Source organism: Mycetohabitans sp. B3 (assembly GCF_021498065.1).
Lineage (GTDB): Bacteria > Pseudomonadota > Gammaproteobacteria > Burkholderiales > Burkholderiaceae > Mycetohabitans.
In genome coordinates this window covers 144,523-161,173 of sequence record NZ_JAHLKN010000035.1, presented here as the reverse complement: position 1 = coordinate 161,173, position 16,651 = coordinate 144,523, and the positions used below count along the sequence as shown (strand labels likewise).

Sequence of the window (16,651 nt, the reverse complement as noted above, 5' to 3'; positions counted from 1 at the left end):
TTGCGCATGATAATTTCAATATTGCGCTCAATAATCAGCTTCCCGGCTCGAAAATTTCTCCTCCAAGCATATATACGCCTTCACGTAGCACCCTATACGCGACAGCGACGGCCTCCGGGTCGCCTTTCACGCCCAGATCGATATGCCGTCGCGCATAGATCCCACCGTGCTCGGCATCGCCGACGCTGGGCAAGCTGAAGACACGTACGCCGACAAAATCGCGTTCGATGCGCTCCATCAGCGGCGTGAGCGCGGACTCAGGCAACTCGAATACCAGAAATGAGCGCTCGTCATGCGGCGTGCCGTGATGCAAATGGGCATAATGGGTATCGAGCACCCATTCCATCATGGGCCATGCCATGACAGGGAACCCCGGCATAAAATAATGATTGCGCACCGAAAAGCCGGGAATCTTGTTATAGCTGTTCGGAATGATGCTGGCGCCCTGCGGGAACACGCCCATGTTGAAGCGATGCCGGTTATCCGGCGCATCCAGGTCCGCCTGGCCGGTCGGTGCGGTTTCAATAATCCGCTCAGCGATCAGTTGCCGGGCCTGTGGGTGCAGTTCCAGCGGCACGCCGAGCGCGGCCGCCGCACACTGCCGCGTATGATCGTCCGGCGTCGCGCCGATGCCCCCAGTCACGAAGACGATGTCATCGGAGTCGAAGGTGCGCTTGAGCGTGGCAGTGATTCGTCTGCGCTCGTCGCCAATGTACTCGGCCCACGCGAGCGCCAGCCCCCGCGCGCGAAGCAACTCGATGGCCTTCGGCAAATGCTTGTCAACACGCCGTCCGGACAGGATTTCGTCGCCAATGATGATAATGCCGAACCCCATGGGATCCCCTTGATCGTTTCAGACGGCACGCAGCTTACGCCGATCCTGGCGGGCGCGCTTGCGTTGGTTGCCGGTCAGTCCCATGGTGTCGCGCACGCAATCGCCGCAGCACGCTCAGGCAATAATGAGCGAACCACAGCGCGGAAAACACGAAGATACACACGTACAGCCAGATCGACACGATCGCGACGAATGGGAACAGCACGATCATCAACACGGAGGATGCCCACAGCAGCGTTGGGACCGCGCCGAGCATCCCGCACATCACGCCGATCGCGAGCAGCGGCACGCGGTGCGTGCGAAAAATCATGCGCCGCTCATCCAAGCTTGCATGCCATGCCAGCGCATCATAGGTCATCACGCGATAGGTGAGCCAGCCCCACAGCAGCGGCGGGATCACGGCGAACAGCGGCGGCACGAGCCACAGCGGAACCGTGACGACCAGCAGCAGCACGCAGATGCACGTGGCCGCGATCGAGTGGAGCAGACTGCCGAGCAGCGTGCCGCCGCGCAAGGGCTCCAGATCGGCGAATTGGCGCGCACCGAGATGGCGGATCACCGCCGGCATCGATATCGCGGCAATCATCAGCAATACGGTCAACACGATCAATGGCACAGCGATCGCGACAACGACGAGCGGCGCGAGCACCATTTGTACGTGGCCGAAGCCGATCCCCATGAGCAGCGAATTGATCGATGCAGTCCAGCCCCAGTGTGACAGCCAACCGTGCGCCGCACCGACCCATCCTTCCCAGCCAAACCACAGCACCGCTCCCCAGCCCAGCGCGGTCAGCAAAAACGGCAACACGGTCAACCACAGCATTCGTGGATGAAGCATGCCCAGCAGCGCACGACCGAACGAACCGAGCAACTCGTTCATTGGCAAAGACGTGGTGTCAGCCACGGTGGTGCGATGCGCGCGGTATGCGACGTCGGGCTCATGAGGCGGCCCGACACCTGCAGCGTCACGGACGCGGTACGACTGTCGTCCAGCCGGTCCAGCCGCAGGCCGGTCGATACGAACCCTTTTCGATCCGGCGAGAAATCGATCTGGTACGGATCCTCGATGCCCTCGACCCAGCGCTGCACCTTGCCGGACTTCGGATCAACGAACATCAGGTTGTTGAACACCGAGTTTGCGACGATCAGCGACATATTATCCAGAGTCGGCATCAAGCGATGCGGCTCCTTATCCGTCGGCACAGTGCCGACGACTTGCCGCGACGCCTGGTCGATTAGTGACAGCGTGGCTTTACTCGAGTTCAGGACGATGACGTTGTTGGCGACAGCCAGCGGAGCCAGCGCGACACACACGAGCGCGGCGGCAAGCGAGCCGGCCACGCGGCGGGCCTGTACACAGCGGTTGGAATTGAGCATGGACACCCAGACAGGAAAACTGCGTCTATTGTACGGACTTTGCCGAGGGCCCGGAACGAATCGCGCATCGGGGCAAACGTGCCGGCATGTCGCGCGTCATCGCTGCATCGATTCCCATACCTTATGCAGCCGCTTGACAGACACCGGCATCGGCGTACGCAGTTCCTGCGCGAACAGCGAGATGCGCAACTCCTCGAGGAGCCAGCGGAACTCTACGAGCCGTGCATCGGCTGCGCCTCCGCGCTGCGACAACGCACGCTGGTATGGCTGCATGAGCTGCGCACACTCGGCCGCGAGCCGCTGGTCACGCGCCGGGTCCACCTTGAGCTTGTCAATGCGCAACGACATGCCCTTTAAATAACGCGGGAAATGCGCAAGCTGGGCGTAAGGCGTATCGATCACAAAGCGGCGGGTCATCAGCGCGGCCAACTGCTGCTGCATGTCCGCGTGGGCTGCGCCAAAGCCTTTGGCTTGCGCGAGCTTCTTCACGAGCGCTGCGTACTCGGCGAGGATTTGGCCGGTCAGCCGTGCGAGTTCCTGGGCGAGCAGCGACAGTCTAGCCCGGCCCTCATCGCGCCGGGCCGCGAAGCTAGCATCGTCGTGCGGCCACGGCGACTGCAGGCAGGCACGGTCCAGCGCGGCCTCGATCAATTGGTCGCGCAGTTCCTCCTGCGTGCCGAGTGCCATGTACTGCATTGACATTTCGCGTAGTCCTGGCAAGTTTTTCGCCAGATAGCGGATCGGCTCGCGCAACTGCAGTGCGAACAGCCGGCGCAGACCGGCGCGATGGATATGCTCGGCCTGCGCAGGCGAATCAAAGACTTCGACGTCGCAGTGCCCACCACGATCGACCAGGGCCGGATAGCCGAACAGCGTCTGGCCGCCACGCTGGATCTCGAGCAACTCGGGTAGCGTGCCAAAATTCCACGTCGTCAGGTTCTCATACAGCGCGGTACAGGCCGGCCGCGCCGTATCCGATGCTTCGGCGTGCGCCGGCCCGCCGGCGTTCGCCAATTTGTTTCGCGCCGGGCCGGTTGACGGCTGTCCGGCCACGCGCGACGCACCCGGTGCCGGTCCATCGCCCGACGTGCGGCTGGACGTGCGGCCCGGCGAACCAGCGCTTGCCGCAGCCGCCTGCGTATGCTGGAATGGTTGCCGCCCATCGGCCAATGCCGCGCTGGCCGCACCCGACGCGATGCGCTGGAACTGTTGCTGCGCCTGCGCGCCAAACTCGCCGCGCAGTTGCGCGAGATTGCGCGCCATGGCGAGCTGGCGCCCGTGCTCATCGACCACCTTGAAGTTCATGAACAGGTGAGCCGGCAGCGTCTCGATCTTAAAGTCGGTCGACTTGACCATCACTTGCTTGTGCTCGCGCAGATCGGCGATCAGCGCGTCAATCAACGACTGCCCGGCAAAATACACGCGCTCGACGAAACCGGCCGCATACTCGGGCAGCGGCACACAATGTCGGCGCAGCTTTTGCGGTAGCGATTTGAGCAGCGACTGCACCTTGTCCTTCAACATGCCAGGCACCAACCATTCGGTGCGACGCGCGTCGACTTGGTTCAGCGCGTACAACGGCACGGTCAGCGTGACGCCATCACGCGCCGCGCCCGGCTCGAAATGGTAGCTCAGCGCCATGTCAACGCCGGCCATCGCCAGCCGTTTCGGAAACAGATCCGTCGTCACGCCGGCCGCTTCATGCCGCATCAGGTCCTCGCGCGACAGAAACAGCAGCTTGTCGCCGTCGCTACCTCGCCGCCGCGCCTCGTCGCGATACCAGCGCTCGAACGCCGCGCCGGTATAGATTTGCGCGGGCACCGCCGCATCGTAGTACGCGTAGATCAACTCATCGTCAACCAGCACGTCCTGACGACGTGACTTGTGCTCGAGTTGCTCAATTTGCGCGACCAGCCGCCGATTGTGCGCAAAGAATGGCAGACGAGTGTCGAATTCGCCATCGACCAGCGCGCTGCGAATGAACAATTCCCGCGCACGTGCCGGATCCTGTGCGCCGAACGCGATGCGCCGGCGCTGATAGACGGGCAGCCCATACAATGTGCCGCGCTCGAACGCCACCACCTGCGCGGCCTTCTTTTCCCAATGCGGCTCGGCGACCGAGCGTTTGATCAGGTGGCCGCCGACACGCTCGATCCATTCCGGCTCGATGCGGGCGACGGTGCGCGCGTAAAGTCGGGTGGTCTCGACCAACTCCGCGGCCATCACCCAGCGGCCGGCCTTTTTTGCAAGCGTCGATCCCGGCCATACGAAGAAACGAATGCCCCGTGCCCCCAGGTAATGCGGATCGTTGTCGGCCTTCAGACCGATATTTCCGAGCAATCCCGCCAACAGCGCCTGATGGATCTGCTCGAATGTCGCCTCGGACTCATTTAACCGCCAGCCGTGCTCGCGCACCACGGTCAACAACTGCGAATGCACGTCGCGCCACTCGCGCAGCCGCAGATGCGAGAGGAATTGCGCGCGGCACGCTTCGGCCAGTTGCCGGTTCGATTTCTTGTGTGCAACGGCTTCCTCGAACCACGCCCAAATCTTCAGCCACGTGATGAACTCCGAGCGCTCGTCGGCAAAGCGGCGATGCGCCTGGTCAGCCTGCTCCTGCGCGTCCAGCGGACGCTCGCGCGGATCCTGCACGGACAGCGCGCTGGCAATGATCAGCATTTCGCGCAACGCGTGTTGCTCGCGCGCCGCGACAATCATCCGGGCCACGCGCGGATCCAGCGGCAGGCGCGCCAGCTCGCGACCGACCGGCGTCAACGCATTGTCGTCGTCAACCGCGCCAAGCTCGGCGAGCAATTGGTAACCATCGGCAATGGCCCGGCCCGGCGGTGGCTCGACGAACGGAAACGCGTCGATTTCGGCCAGGTGCAACGACTTCATCCGCAGGATCACCGACGCCAGTGACGCGCGTAGGATCTCCGGATCCGTGAAGCGCGGGCGAGCCTGGAAGTCACGCTCATCATAGAGCCGAATGCAGACGCCGTCGGCCACCCGGCCGCACCGGCCAGCCCGCTGATTGGCGGCGGCTTGCGACACCGGCTCAATCTGCAATTGTTCGACCTTGTTCCGGTACGAATAGCGCTTGACCCGCGCCAGGCCGGTGTCGACAACATAGCGGATGCCGGGCACCGTCAGCGATGTCTCCGCGACGTTGGTGGCGAGCACGATGCGGCGCGCATTGCCGGGCCGGAACACCCGCTCCTGCTCGGCGGCCGATAGCCGGGCGAACAGCGGCAGGATCTCGGTATGCGGCGGATGGTGCTTGCGCAGCGCCTCAGCGGCGTCGCGGATCTCCCGTTCGCCCGGCAGGAAAACCAGAACATCGCCCGGGCCTTCGCGACACAGTTCATCCACCGCGTCGACGATCGCGTCATGCAAGTCGCGCTCGGCCTGACGCGCGGCAGTGATACTGCCCGTGGCGCCCGGCGCAAAGCCCGGTGAGCCAAGTGGACCGGCCCCTGGCGCCGCGCCGCGCCGTGCGGGCGTGGCGCGCCCATCGTCGCCGACGACCGGCCGATAGCGGATCTCGACCGGATACAATCGTCCGCTGACCTCGATGACGGGCGCGGGTCGCTCGTCGCTGCCAAAGTGGCGCGCAAAGCGCTGCGCATCGATCGTAGCCGACGTGACGATCAGCTTCAGGTCAGCACGCCGCGGCAGGATCTGCTTCAGATAGCCAAGCAGGAAATCGATATTCAGGCTGCGCTCGTGCGCCTCGTCGATGATGATCGTATCGTAGGCGCGCAGCAGCGGATCGGTCTGCGTCTCCGCGAGCAGGATGCCGTCGGTCATCAACTTGACCGATGCACCCGGCGACAGGTTGTCGGTGAAACGGACCTTGTAGCCCACCACTTCGCCGAACGGCGTACCCAGTTCCTCGGCAATGCGTCGCGCCGTCGCCGATGCCGCGATACGTCGCGGTTGCGTATGGCCGATCAGGCCGGTGCCGCCCGCGCCCAGCCCGCGTCCGAGCGCCAAGCAGATCTTGGGCAGTTGCGTGGTCTTGCCTGATCCGGTTTCGCCGCTGACGATCACGACTTGGTGGTGCGCGATCGCGGCAGCGATCTCGTCGCGCCGACCGCTAACGGGCAGCGCCTGCGGGAACGTGACGGGAGGCACCGGATTGGGCGCAGGGTTGTGCGCCGAGGACGCGCGTCGGGCCTCGGCGCGACGTGCAGCAGGCGGCCTGCCGTGGCGCGCAGGGTCAGCGAGATCAGTCGGCGATGCATCTGCCGCGCGGTTTTTGGCTACATTGGACATGGGGGCGCATTATAATCCGGCCATGACTGCACAAAACGATCTCGCCCGCCGCGACACGAGGGCCAGCGGCCTCGCCGTGGCCGGCGGCCAGACGAGCGCCGCCATCGAATACACCGCGAATCACGCTCAATTCGTCGAATGGCTGCGATCGGTTGCACCGTACATCCATGCGTTCCGCAACCGGATGTTCGTCGTCGCGTTCGGCGGCGAATTGATGCAAGCGGGCGCGCTCAATGCGCTGGTGCAGGATGTCGCATTATTGCATGCGATGGGCATTCAGATCGTACTGGTGCACGGTTCCCGCCCGCAGGTCGAGGAACAGTTAAACCTGCACCAGGTCGAGTCGTTGTTCGCGGGCGGCATGCGGATCACCGATGCACGCGCGCTAGAAGCGGCCAAAGAAGCGTCCGGCGAAGTGCGGCTAGACATCGAAGCGGCAATCAGCCAAGGTTTACCCAATACGCCGATGGCGCACGCGCATATCAGCGTCGTATCCGGCAATTTTGTCACCGCGAGGCCGGTCGGGATACTCGATGGCGTCGATTTCCAACATACCGGCGTGGTGCGCAAGATCGATGCCGAATCGATTCGGCATTCGCTGGAGAGCAACAAGATCGTGTTACTGTCGCCGCTCGGATTCTCGCCGACCGGCGAGGCGTTCAATCTGTCGATGGAGGATGTCGCGTCGTCCGCGGCCATCGCGCTACGTGCCGACAAGCTGATCTTCATCACCGAGACGCCCGGCGTGATCGACGGCGACGGTGAACTGACCCGTGAGCTGTCGCTGGATGACGCACAGAGAATCTACGAAGCTCATACGGGCGAGTTGGACCGCGCAGATGCGGACTTTTACCTAAAGCATGCGATCCGCGCGTGCCGCGGTGGCGTGCCGCGCTCGCACATCATCCCCTATGCGCTGGACGGCAGTATCCTGCTGGAGCTGTTCCTGCACGACGGGGTCGGCACAATGATCTCGTACGAGAATCTAGAAAGCCTGCGTGAGGCAGTGCCGGACGATGTCGGCAGCATCCTGCAACTGATCGAGCCACTCGAGACGGACGGCACGCTGGTGCGGCGCGACCGCCACCAGATCGAGCGTGACATCGATCACTTCTCAGTCATTGAGCACGATGGCGTGCTGTTCGGTTGCGCGGCGCTGTACCCATACCCGCAGGAGCGGATCGGCGAGATGGCGTGCCTGACCGTGGCACCGGAGGCGCAGGGCACCGGCGACGGCGAGCGTCTGCTCAAGCGCATCGAGCAACGCGCCCGGGCGCGCGGCCTGACGCGGATTTTCGTGCTGACGACCCGCACTGAGCATTGGTTCCTCAAACGCGGTTTCGTCAAGGCGACGGTCAACGACCTGCCCGAGGACCGGCGCCGCCTGTACAACTGGCAGCGCAAGTCGCTCGTGCTGATCAAGCAGCTCTGAGCACGCGCGGGGAATCCGCACGTCGGCACCCCGCCCCACCCCCATATCAAAGGAGAAGTCTGATGGCTCGAATGGTTCACTGCGCAAAACTTGGCAAAGAGGCGGAAGGATTGGACTTTCCGCCGTTGCCGGGCGAGCTTGGCAAACGCATCTTCGAAAGCATCTCGAAGGAAGCATGGCAGGCGTGGCTCAAGCAGCAGACGATGTTGATCAACGAAAACCGTCTGAACATGGCCGATCCGCGCGCGCGCCAATATCTGTTAAAACAAACTGAAAAATTTTTCTTTGGCGAAGGCGCGGACGTCGCGTCGGGCTACGTGCCGCCCGCCAACGGCTAAGCGGTGTGGCCGTGCCGGACATCGGCCGGCGGTGCATGCCGGCCACCATTGCCGCACGCTGGTGGTCGGCGACGACGACCCGCACATCGTCAAGAGGCTGGACGCAGCATGATGCGGCGTCGGCCGTCACTTGTCCTTCTATTCAGCCAATTTCCACCCGCTGGAAGACGCTTCGTTTTTGACGTCTGGACTTCGTGCTGCGCTATCACAGTCAAAACAGCACGCCTATAACGTAACTGAAGCACGTCGTTTTCACTCACGGCAGAGGCAACATCGCTTTATCTTGAATAATAGCTTGTCGACATAACTGCCGTGGAACCAAATAGGGGTCCTAAATTGAAACTGACCATTACTTCTCACCAGACCGAATTCGAAGCGCAGAATACGAATACGCAAACTTCGCCGCCCCGTGCGCCGTCACCGTCTAAGAGCGCATCCTCTGCACCGACCAGCCCATTATCTAACACTGACGAGTTCGAGGCGATACGAAATAAGCTTAAAGACAATCCCAGCGCCGCCAAGGCACTTTCTCGTTTCGCCGCTCGAGCCAAAGGGCATTTCGTGCGGGAGAAGATCGTCAAGGTACAAAGCCACGGTACGGGAGTCATCCAGATTACGATCAAAGGTGGCTCTGTCGGCGCGAGTCCTCCAGACACGCCGCTTAAAAGGATCCGAGATAGGCTTCCGAGCGATAAAGATGGGAATATCGCGACTTACAATATGGTTGTTGTAAAAGGTGGAGCGGAGTCTGGTAAAGTGATCGGGACAAAGGAAGGGGAGGAGCCGGAGTTCCCCTCAGACCTTGCAGCGGCAGCGCCGGAAGGGTCCGCCTTTATTAACGGCGGGTACTTCGTGCACAAAACCAGACTTAAGATTGTTCAAGGAAACGATGAAAAGTCAGCAAAAGAAAATGACGTTGGCAGGCCGGTGGGCCCAACCGCAACTCGAGGCGACCATGTCGACGTCGCTCCGCCTTGGCGGAATGACTACGGTCAACTACAAGCGGACGGTAAAGTCGGCGTCACGAGCGGTCCAGTGCTCGCATTGAATGGACAGAAGACGAAGTTGGACAGCAACGATGACCGATTCCAATATCGCAACGCCGAGGAGGAAAACCCATTAAACAAATTTGCCGGCGCGCTGACTCATGCTAGCGAGCGCAATGAGCGGGCCGCGGTGAGTGTGCGCCCCGGAGTGTCTGGCGAACCAGATGACTTAGTCATGCATACTTTGACAACAACAGGCGGCAAACGAGGCCTGGGTGTGGAAATGGTTTCATGGCAAGATATCACGGCAACTGGTGCTGATCCAGCAGGGAAATATAAAAACGCTGCCAATGGGATTGGCGTTTCCACGCTCAACTTAGATGGTGGTGGTTCTGTATATCTTGGTATCCGCGATAAGGATAAGGTGAGAGAACTTGCCAGAAGCGGACAAGCCGACATCCGGCCTGTCGCCAATATCATTTCTGCCCAGCCCGCGGAAAAGACACCGAAGGAGTGAACCGTGCGCTGCCGATGGCGTGCAATTTGCTCCTTGACTCGTGCAATCGAGGTTCATTCTGGATCTGCCGCGCGCCTTTGTGCTCAGCACGCAGTCGGAGGATCGTTGCTCGATCTGCCTCGATAACCTTCTGGCTTGGAATTCGGTCGGTGTAGACGGCGGCTTTGGGATGGCAGGCCTGCTTTGCCGGCTTCCTGATAGCGGCGTAGCCATTTGCGAAGTGTCGGTCGAAAGATGCCGCACCGCGCACACGAGGCCGGCGTTGCCGGCCTCGTAATACATGTGCACCCAACGTAATCGCGCGGCATGACGACAACGACGAACCCTTGCCAGCGCGCCGATGGCACGTCGGTATCTGTTCCGGCGTTGAATCAACGAAGCATACTGGGTTCAGTTTCAATAAATATTATTGGCTCACTTCTGAGCCAATCTACATTGGCCCGGAATCGCGCCCGCGCCGGCTCGGAGAACTGGCTGGCCTCCATAAAGCGCGTAATCTCCTCCACCGCCATTTCCCATCTGAAATTGCTGAACTCAGATAACACCCAAGCGGCCCGAAGTTGGCGAAGCAAATCCCATAAAGCGGCTTCGCCCGCATCATTCAGTAGGTTCAAACCTTGCCGCCAGGCCCGCTTCATTTGTACATCGTCTAAAAACAAGTGGCATTTGAGTAGTCCAAACGCTGCCGAAACACGCTGAGACATAGGCACGCGCGCTAAATGACCCTCAAGCAACGTCAGCTCCTGCGCACGTTGTTCATACGACAGCTCTTCAAGCCCTTCGGGCAAATACTGCAAAGCAACCCCCCACTGCTCATCAGGCAGCGACAGCGCCCAATCACGCATCCGCGTGTATTGGGCAAACTGCTCCGCTTGCGGCAAAATCCGTACGCAACTCGCTAATATGCCGACCGATGCGCCTTGATGAGAGGGCGGCAGTTGTAACGCGTGTCCGCGTAAGAGCGCATAGCGTTCAAGGACGCGTGGGTCTGTCTTATTAAAGTAAAAAAGCAAATTGGATAATACCGGGATGAGCTTCGCTTGTTCGGATATTCTTAACGACGCAAGCCGATCTAAAAGCGCCTGATAACGCTGCTCGACAAAAGGCGAATGGAACGAAAAAAACCGCAAACTGTCAGCCAGCTCCGCCCAAATATTGTCTTGCCCGGGCGCGCGTCGTTCCGCCATCGCATAAGCGAAGTCGAATAGCTCATCACGCCGGCTCGGAGGAAAAATAAAAAAAGCGCGTAATAGCGCTTTTTGTATTCGCACGCCGTCCTGCGGGATACGCTCTGCGGCCGCAAACACGCGCTTGAATGCCTCGACTCGCTCGGCTTTTGGCAACGCTCGCAGACGCTGACTTAGCGCATCAATGGGTTCGACATACTGCGCTGGATTGCTCAACGCGCCCCCCATTTCATTCAGCAGCTGGTTGACTGACGCCAAGCTGACGGCCTGGTTTGCCCGCTGCCAATAGCGGTGGACGAGGCGCCGGGTCTGCATCGTATGATACGTGCGGCGATCGACTGTGGCGAACGGCATCACGTCTTGAATGGGTACATAGTCACCGATCCGGGCAATCAGTTCGGACGGCAGGTCATCATACGTCGTCGGTCGGGTGGGCAAGGGACGAGTCAACGCGTCGTTGGAAGACAGTCGTGGCGGCGCTGACGCGGCAGGCTGTTGGCCCGCCTGCCCTGCGCACACGTAGCTGGAGTGAGGGTTTAAAGCGGCATTCAAATCGAAGTCCATTGGCAAACTCAGTAATCGATGAAAAGATAACTTTGCGGCCAACGCGCACGTGCTTAACCGCAGTCCCCAAATGCAAATTCATTTTCGCACCCATCGCGCGTTCGATGAGCGCCTTGTTGAACGTTAACATCCGATCCCACGCCTGAAGCACGGATAGGCGGTGCGGCCGAGAGTAGCGATTGCGTCCCCCTATTGTTGCAGCGTCCGAATACGGTCAATCGCCTGTTCGATGCGCTCGACGGCGATCACCTGCAAGCCGTCGATTGGCTGCTTCGGCGTATTGGCCTTCGGGATCAATGCAATCGAGAAGCCGAGCTTGGCGGCCTCCTTCAGGCGCTCTTGGCCACGCGGGCATGGCCGGATCTCACCGGCCAACCCGACTTCGCCGAACACGATCAGCCCCTTAGGCAACGGCTTGTTGCGCATCGACGAATGAATCGCGAGCAGCACGGCCAGGTCCGCGGCCGGCTCGGCGATCTTCACACCGCCGACCGCGTTCAGGAAAACGTCCTGATCGAAGCATGCGATGCCTGCGTGCCGATGTAGCACCGCGAGCAGCATCGCAAGCCGGTTTTGTTCCAGGCCGACGGCCAGCCGGCGCGGGTTCGGCACGTGCGCCGTATCGACCAGCGCCTGCACCTCCACCAGCAACGGCCGCGACCCTTCTTGCGTGACCAGCACGCACGAGCCAGGAACCGTATGCTCGTGCTGCGACAAGAACAACGCCGACGGATTGGCCACGCCGCGCAGCCCGCGCTCGGTCATCGCGAACACGCCGAGTTCGTTGACCGCGCCGAAGCGGTTCTTGAACGCCCGCACCAGCCGGAACGATGAATGAGTGTCGCCTTCGAAATACAGCACCGTATCGACGATGTGCTCGAGCACTCGGGGCCCGGCAAGCGCGCCCTCCTTCGTCACGTGGCCAACCATGATAATCGTCACGCCGGATTGCTTGGCAATCCGCGTCAGTTGCGCCGCGCATTCACGCACTTGCGCCACGGAGCCAGGCGCTGAACTCAGCGCATCCGAGTAAATGGTCTGGATCGAATCGACGACGGCAATATTCGGCTTGACGGCGTCAATCGTGGCTTGCAACTTCTCGAGTTGGATCTCTGCCAGCAGTTGCAAGTCGCCGACCCGGCTGGCGGGCGCATCGAGCAAGCCGAGCCGCTGTGCGCGCAACGCGATCTGCGCGCCGGATTCCTCGCCGCTGATATACAGCGCACGCCGCTTGTGCGCGATCTCGGCGAGCGCCTGCAGCAGCAACGTCGACTTGCCGATACCGGGATCGCCGCCGATCAGCACGACGCCACCTGCGACCAGACCGCCACCGAGCACACGATCGAACTCACCGATGCCAGTCGAGTAGCGCGGCACGTCCGACGCTTCGATTTCGGCGAGCTTGCGCACCGGCTGGCTCTTGGCAAGTGCCTGGTAACGATGGTTCGGCGCGGCGATCGACTCAGCCGACTCGACCAGGGTGTTCCAGCTGTGGCACGATGGGCACTGGCCCTGCCACTTCGGCGACTGCGCACCGCAGTCATTGCAGACGAAAACGGTCTTTGTTTTTGCCACGCGTCCTGCTCCGCGTTATTCTGCACGCACCGACACGCGCTGCGTGATCGCGCACATCAATTCGTAGCCGACCGTGCCGCACGCTGCCGCGACATCGTCGATTGGCACGTCGCCCCCCCACAACTCTACTGGGCTGCCGATCGCCGCGCTCGGACACGAGGATAGATCCACGGTCAACATATCCATCGACACTCGACCGACAACCCGCGTGCGAACCCCGCCCACCTGGACCGGCGTGCCCTCGGGCGCGCAACGGGGATAGCCGTCCGCGTAACCGCACGCCACAACGCCAATACGCATGCGCTCGCGCGCCTTGAAAGTCGAGCCGTAGCCGATGCTGTCCCCTGGCTCGACCGTCTGCACCGCGATCAGTTCCGAGCTGAGCGTCATCGCCGGCTGCAGGCCGAGGCCCTCGATCGCGGCCGAGACGCCGGACGGCGACGCGCCATACAGCATGATGCCGGGGCGCACCCAGTCGAAATGCGCATGCGGATGCCATAGCGTCGCAGCCGAGTTCGACAGGCTGCGCGCACCTACAATGCCTTCGGCGCCATGTTCGAACACTTCTAATTGGTGTCGGATGCCGCTTTCGCCCTCGGCATCCGAAAAATGGGTCATCAGCGTGATCTGGCCAATGCTAGGACACGCGCGCGCGCGTTCCCATGCGGCGCGATACTTGCCGGCTGCATAGCCAAGCCGGTTCATGCCGCTGTTCATTTTCAACTGGATGTTGACCGGCTTGGACAGACGCGCCATTTCCAGCATCCGCAATTGTTCGTCGCAATGCACGGTGGTCGTCAGGCTGTAGCGGTCAATCACATCAATGTCGGTCGGACGAAAAACCCCCTCTAACAGCAAAATGGGCCCGGCCCAGCCCAATTCGCGCAACTTGACCGCTTCTTCGAGGTCAAGCAATCCGAAGCCGTCGGTCGAACGCAGGCCGGGGAACGCGCGCGCCAAGCCATGCCCGTAGGCATTGGCCTTGACAACGGCCCAGAGCTTGGACTTCGGAGCACGGCGGCGGGCAACGGCGAGATTATTAGCAAGCGCTGCGGTGTGAATCGTGGCAAGGAGCGGGCGAGGCATAGATTGGATAGTTTAATGTCGCTGCAAATCAACGATTTAAGTGCACGATCGCCGGCGCGATCTGCGTCGCTGAAGCGAGCGCTAACTCTGAACGTTCGTATTTTCGTGTTATAAAGCCGTGCACACAACCCATTTCGAGCAGTTCATGCTACGGGTTAGCCCGACAGCGGCTGCCGACAGAGGAATCAAGCTCAGCATCAGATGAAGAAAGGTTTTTACACCATCATGGCGGCGCAGTTCTTTTCTTCGCTCGCCGACAGTGCGCTTCTGATCGCTGCGATAGCCCTTCTGAAAGACCTTCACGCGCCGAATTGGATGACGCCGCTGCTGAAGCTGTTTTTCGTGCTGTCTTATGTTGTACTTGCCGCCTTTGTGGGCGCATTTGCAGACTCGCAGCCGAAAGGCCGCGTCATGTTCGTCACCAATACGATCAAGATGGTAGGCTGCGTGACGATGTTGACTGATGCCCATCCGCTACTGGCCTATGGTATCGTCGGATTCGGCGCGGCCGCGTACTCGCCGGCTAAGTACGGCATCTTGACCGAATTACTGCCGCCAGAGCGCCTGGTAGTGGCCAACGGCTGGATCGAGGGAACGACCGTCGCGTCGATCATCCTGGGCACCGTGATGGGTGGCGCGCTGATCAGTCCGCACATCGCACAACCGCTGCTGCGGCACTTGTCGTTCGCCCACACCGCGGCAGAATCGGCGATTGTGGTGATCATGTCCGTGTACGCACTGGCTGCGGTGTTCAATCTGTGGATACCGGACACCGGCGCACGCTACCCACAGCAGCAACACCGGCCGATCCGGCTGATCCGTGACTTTGCCGAGTGCTTTGGCGCACTGTGGCGCGACAAGCTCGGCCAGATCTCGCTGGCGGTCACCACCTTGTTCTGGGGCGCCGGCGCTACGTTGCAGTTCATCGTGCTTAAATGGGCCGAGGTATCGCTCGGCATGACGCTGTCCGAAGGTGCCGTGCTGCAGGCCGTGGTCGCGGTCGGTGTGGCAGGCGGCGCAATGCTCGCGGCCACGTGCGTGCCGCTCAAGCGCTCGCTGACGGTACTGCCCGTCGGTATCGTGATGGGTCTGCTGGTCATGACGATGTCATTCTATACCCCGGAGCTCTTTCCATCCGACTGGGCATGGCACATTGGCCACATCCGGGTACCCGCCTACCTGATATGCGCGTATGCTTTCCTCATGGTGGTCGGCGGCATGTCGGGCTTTTTCGTCGTTCCGATGAATGCGCTACTGCAGCACCGCGGACATGTGCTCCTGTCCGCCGGCCATTCAATCGCGGTACAGAACTTCAACGAGAATCTGTCGGTGCTCGTGATGCTGTGCTTGTACGCCATGCTCATCTGGTTCAACGTGCCGATCCAGCTGGTGATCGTGCTATTCGGCACCCTTGTGTGCCTGACCATGTGGTGCGTGATGCGCCGGCACGCAGCGAATCAGCGCGCGTTCGATTCAGTCGCGTTGATCGGCGAGCAGGGGCATTGACGCGTGCGGCGATGGCCGCAGCGCGGCATGGATGACTATTTGAGTGGCTTTTCGCGCACTTTTTCCATGGAGCCTATGATTCCGAATGTGCTGACAATTGCCGGGTCCGATCCAAGCGGCGGCGCCGGCATCCAGGCTGATCTCAAGACCTTTTCCGCGCTAGGCGCATACGGCGCCGCGGCGATTACCGCGTTGACCGCGCAAAACACGCGGGGCGTCACCGCGGTGCATCCGGTACCTGCCGACGTCGTGACTGCGCAACTGGACGCAGTATTCAGCGATCTGCGCGTTGACGCAGTCAAGATCGGCATGCTGGCGAACGCGGCGATCGTTCGCGCGGTGGCTGCCGTACTAGAGCGGTACCAGCCCGCGCACGTGGTACTTGATACCGTGATCTTGTCGTCCAGCGGCCACGCGTTGCTCGAGCCCGATGCACTTGATGCGCTGCGCGAGCGATTGCTGCCACTGGCCAGCATCATCACGCCGAACTTGCATGAAGCGGCGGCGCTGCTTGACCAACCCGTCGCCGCCGACGAAGCGCAGATGGCACGCCAAGGCGATGCGCTACACGCGCTAGGCGCCCACGCAGTGCTGATCAAGGGAGGGCACTTGCCAGGCGACTTCAGTCCAGACTGGCTGATCGAAGCAAGCCGCCATACCCGGCTGGCCGGCGCTCGCGTGAATGTGACCAGCACGCACGGCACCGGCTGCACATTGTCCGCCGCGATTGCCGCGCTGCGCCCGCAACGACTGGACTTGGCCAACGCCGTCAGCGATGCAAAGACCTATCTGACCCAGGCATTGATCCACAGCACGCGGCTTTCAGTCGGGCAAGGCACCGGGCCACTGCACCACTGTCACGCATGGTGGTAGCTGTTCTCAAGCGGCAGCAGACGTGGCGACCTGCGCGAGGCAGACTCCACGCCGCGAGCGGGGTCGGCGCGCCGGGGACGCCATACGAAGACGACAT

11 protein-coding genes and 2 pseudogenes are annotated in these 16,651 nt (G+C 61.5%); 5 read left to right on the top strand and 8 right to left on the bottom strand.

What is annotated here, in order from left to right; all coding sequences use genetic code 11:
* Nucleotides 1-34: 34 nt before the first annotated feature.
* The 4 genes and pseudogenes from KQH55_RS10760 to hrpA all read right to left on the bottom strand — a co-directional run bounded on the left by KQH55_RS10760 (nt 35) and on the right by hrpA (nt 6,490).
* A complete protein-coding gene (locus KQH55_RS10760; RefSeq protein WP_235090866.1) occupies nt 35-835 on the bottom strand; it encodes a molybdopterin-binding protein in 801 nt (266 codons plus the stop codon).
* A gap of 34 nt (nt 836-869) precedes the next feature.
* On the bottom strand, nt 870-1,715 hold the full coding sequence (locus KQH55_RS10755; RefSeq protein ID WP_076788166.1) for an EI24 domain-containing protein: 846 nt from the start codon (nt 1,713-1,715) through the stop codon (nt 870-872).
* A gap of 11 nt (nt 1,716-1,726) precedes the next feature.
* Nucleotides 1,727-2,212: pseudogene (locus KQH55_RS10750) on the bottom strand (YncE family protein); the annotation flags it as partial.
* Nucleotides 2,213-2,308: 96 nt separating this feature from the next.
* Nucleotides 2,309-6,490: an ATP-dependent RNA helicase HrpA gene (hrpA, locus tag KQH55_RS10745; protein WP_076794337.1), complete on the bottom strand. Its 4,182-nt coding sequence runs from the start codon at nt 6,488-6,490 to the stop codon at nt 2,309-2,311.
* A 22-nt stretch (nt 6,491-6,512) separates the two neighbouring features.
* Here hrpA and argA point away from each other — a divergent pair, with 22 nt between their 5' ends.
* From argA to KQH55_RS10730, 3 genes are all read left to right on the top strand, one after another.
* On the top strand, nt 6,513-7,922 hold the full coding sequence (gene argA, locus KQH55_RS10740) for an amino-acid N-acetyltransferase (RefSeq protein ID WP_235090864.1): 1,410 nt from the start codon (nt 6,513-6,515) through the stop codon (nt 7,920-7,922).
* A gap of 62 nt (nt 7,923-7,984) precedes the next feature.
* Nucleotides 7,985-8,260, top strand: coding sequence for an oxidative damage protection protein (locus KQH55_RS10735; RefSeq protein WP_013428666.1), 276 nt, complete (start codon nt 7,985-7,987; stop codon nt 8,258-8,260).
* Nucleotides 8,261-8,596: 336 nt separating this feature from the next.
* Nucleotides 8,597-9,763, top strand: coding sequence for a hypothetical protein (locus KQH55_RS10730; protein ID WP_139337291.1), 1,167 nt, complete (start codon nt 8,597-8,599; stop codon nt 9,761-9,763).
* 31 nt (nt 9,764-9,794) lie between these two features.
* Here the strand turns inward: KQH55_RS10730 and KQH55_RS10725 are convergent.
* From KQH55_RS10725 to alr, 4 genes and pseudogenes are all read right to left on the bottom strand, one after another.
* Nucleotides 9,795-10,045 (bottom strand): annotated as a pseudogene (locus tag KQH55_RS10725) (IS481 family transposase); the annotation flags it as partial.
* 89 nt (nt 10,046-10,134) lie between these two features.
* Nucleotides 10,135-11,514, bottom strand: coding sequence for a hypothetical protein (locus tag KQH55_RS10720; protein WP_235090862.1), 1,380 nt, complete (start codon nt 11,512-11,514; stop codon nt 10,135-10,137).
* Between the two features lie 189 nt (nt 11,515-11,703).
* Nucleotides 11,704-13,089, bottom strand: a complete 1,386-nt coding sequence (gene radA / locus KQH55_RS10715) for a DNA repair protein RadA (RefSeq protein ID WP_235090860.1) — start codon at nt 13,087-13,089, stop codon at nt 11,704-11,706.
* A 15-nt stretch (nt 13,090-13,104) separates the two neighbouring features.
* On the bottom strand, nt 13,105-14,175 hold the full coding sequence (alr, locus tag KQH55_RS10710) for an alanine racemase (protein ID WP_076794342.1): 1,071 nt from the start codon (nt 14,173-14,175) through the stop codon (nt 13,105-13,107).
* Nucleotides 14,176-14,376: 201 nt separating this feature from the next.
* Here alr and lplT point away from each other — a divergent pair, with 201 nt between their 5' ends.
* A complete protein-coding gene (gene lplT / locus KQH55_RS10705) occupies nt 14,377-15,681 on the top strand; it encodes a lysophospholipid transporter LplT (RefSeq protein ID WP_235090858.1) in 1,305 nt (434 codons plus the stop codon).
* A gap of 66 nt (nt 15,682-15,747) precedes the next feature.
* Nucleotides 15,748-16,554 (top strand): bifunctional hydroxymethylpyrimidine kinase/phosphomethylpyrimidine kinase, encoded by an 807-nt coding sequence (gene thiD, locus KQH55_RS10700; protein ID WP_076788179.1) that lies wholly within the window; start codon nt 15,748-15,750, stop codon nt 16,552-16,554.
* Nucleotides 16,555-16,651: the final 97 nt, after the last annotated feature.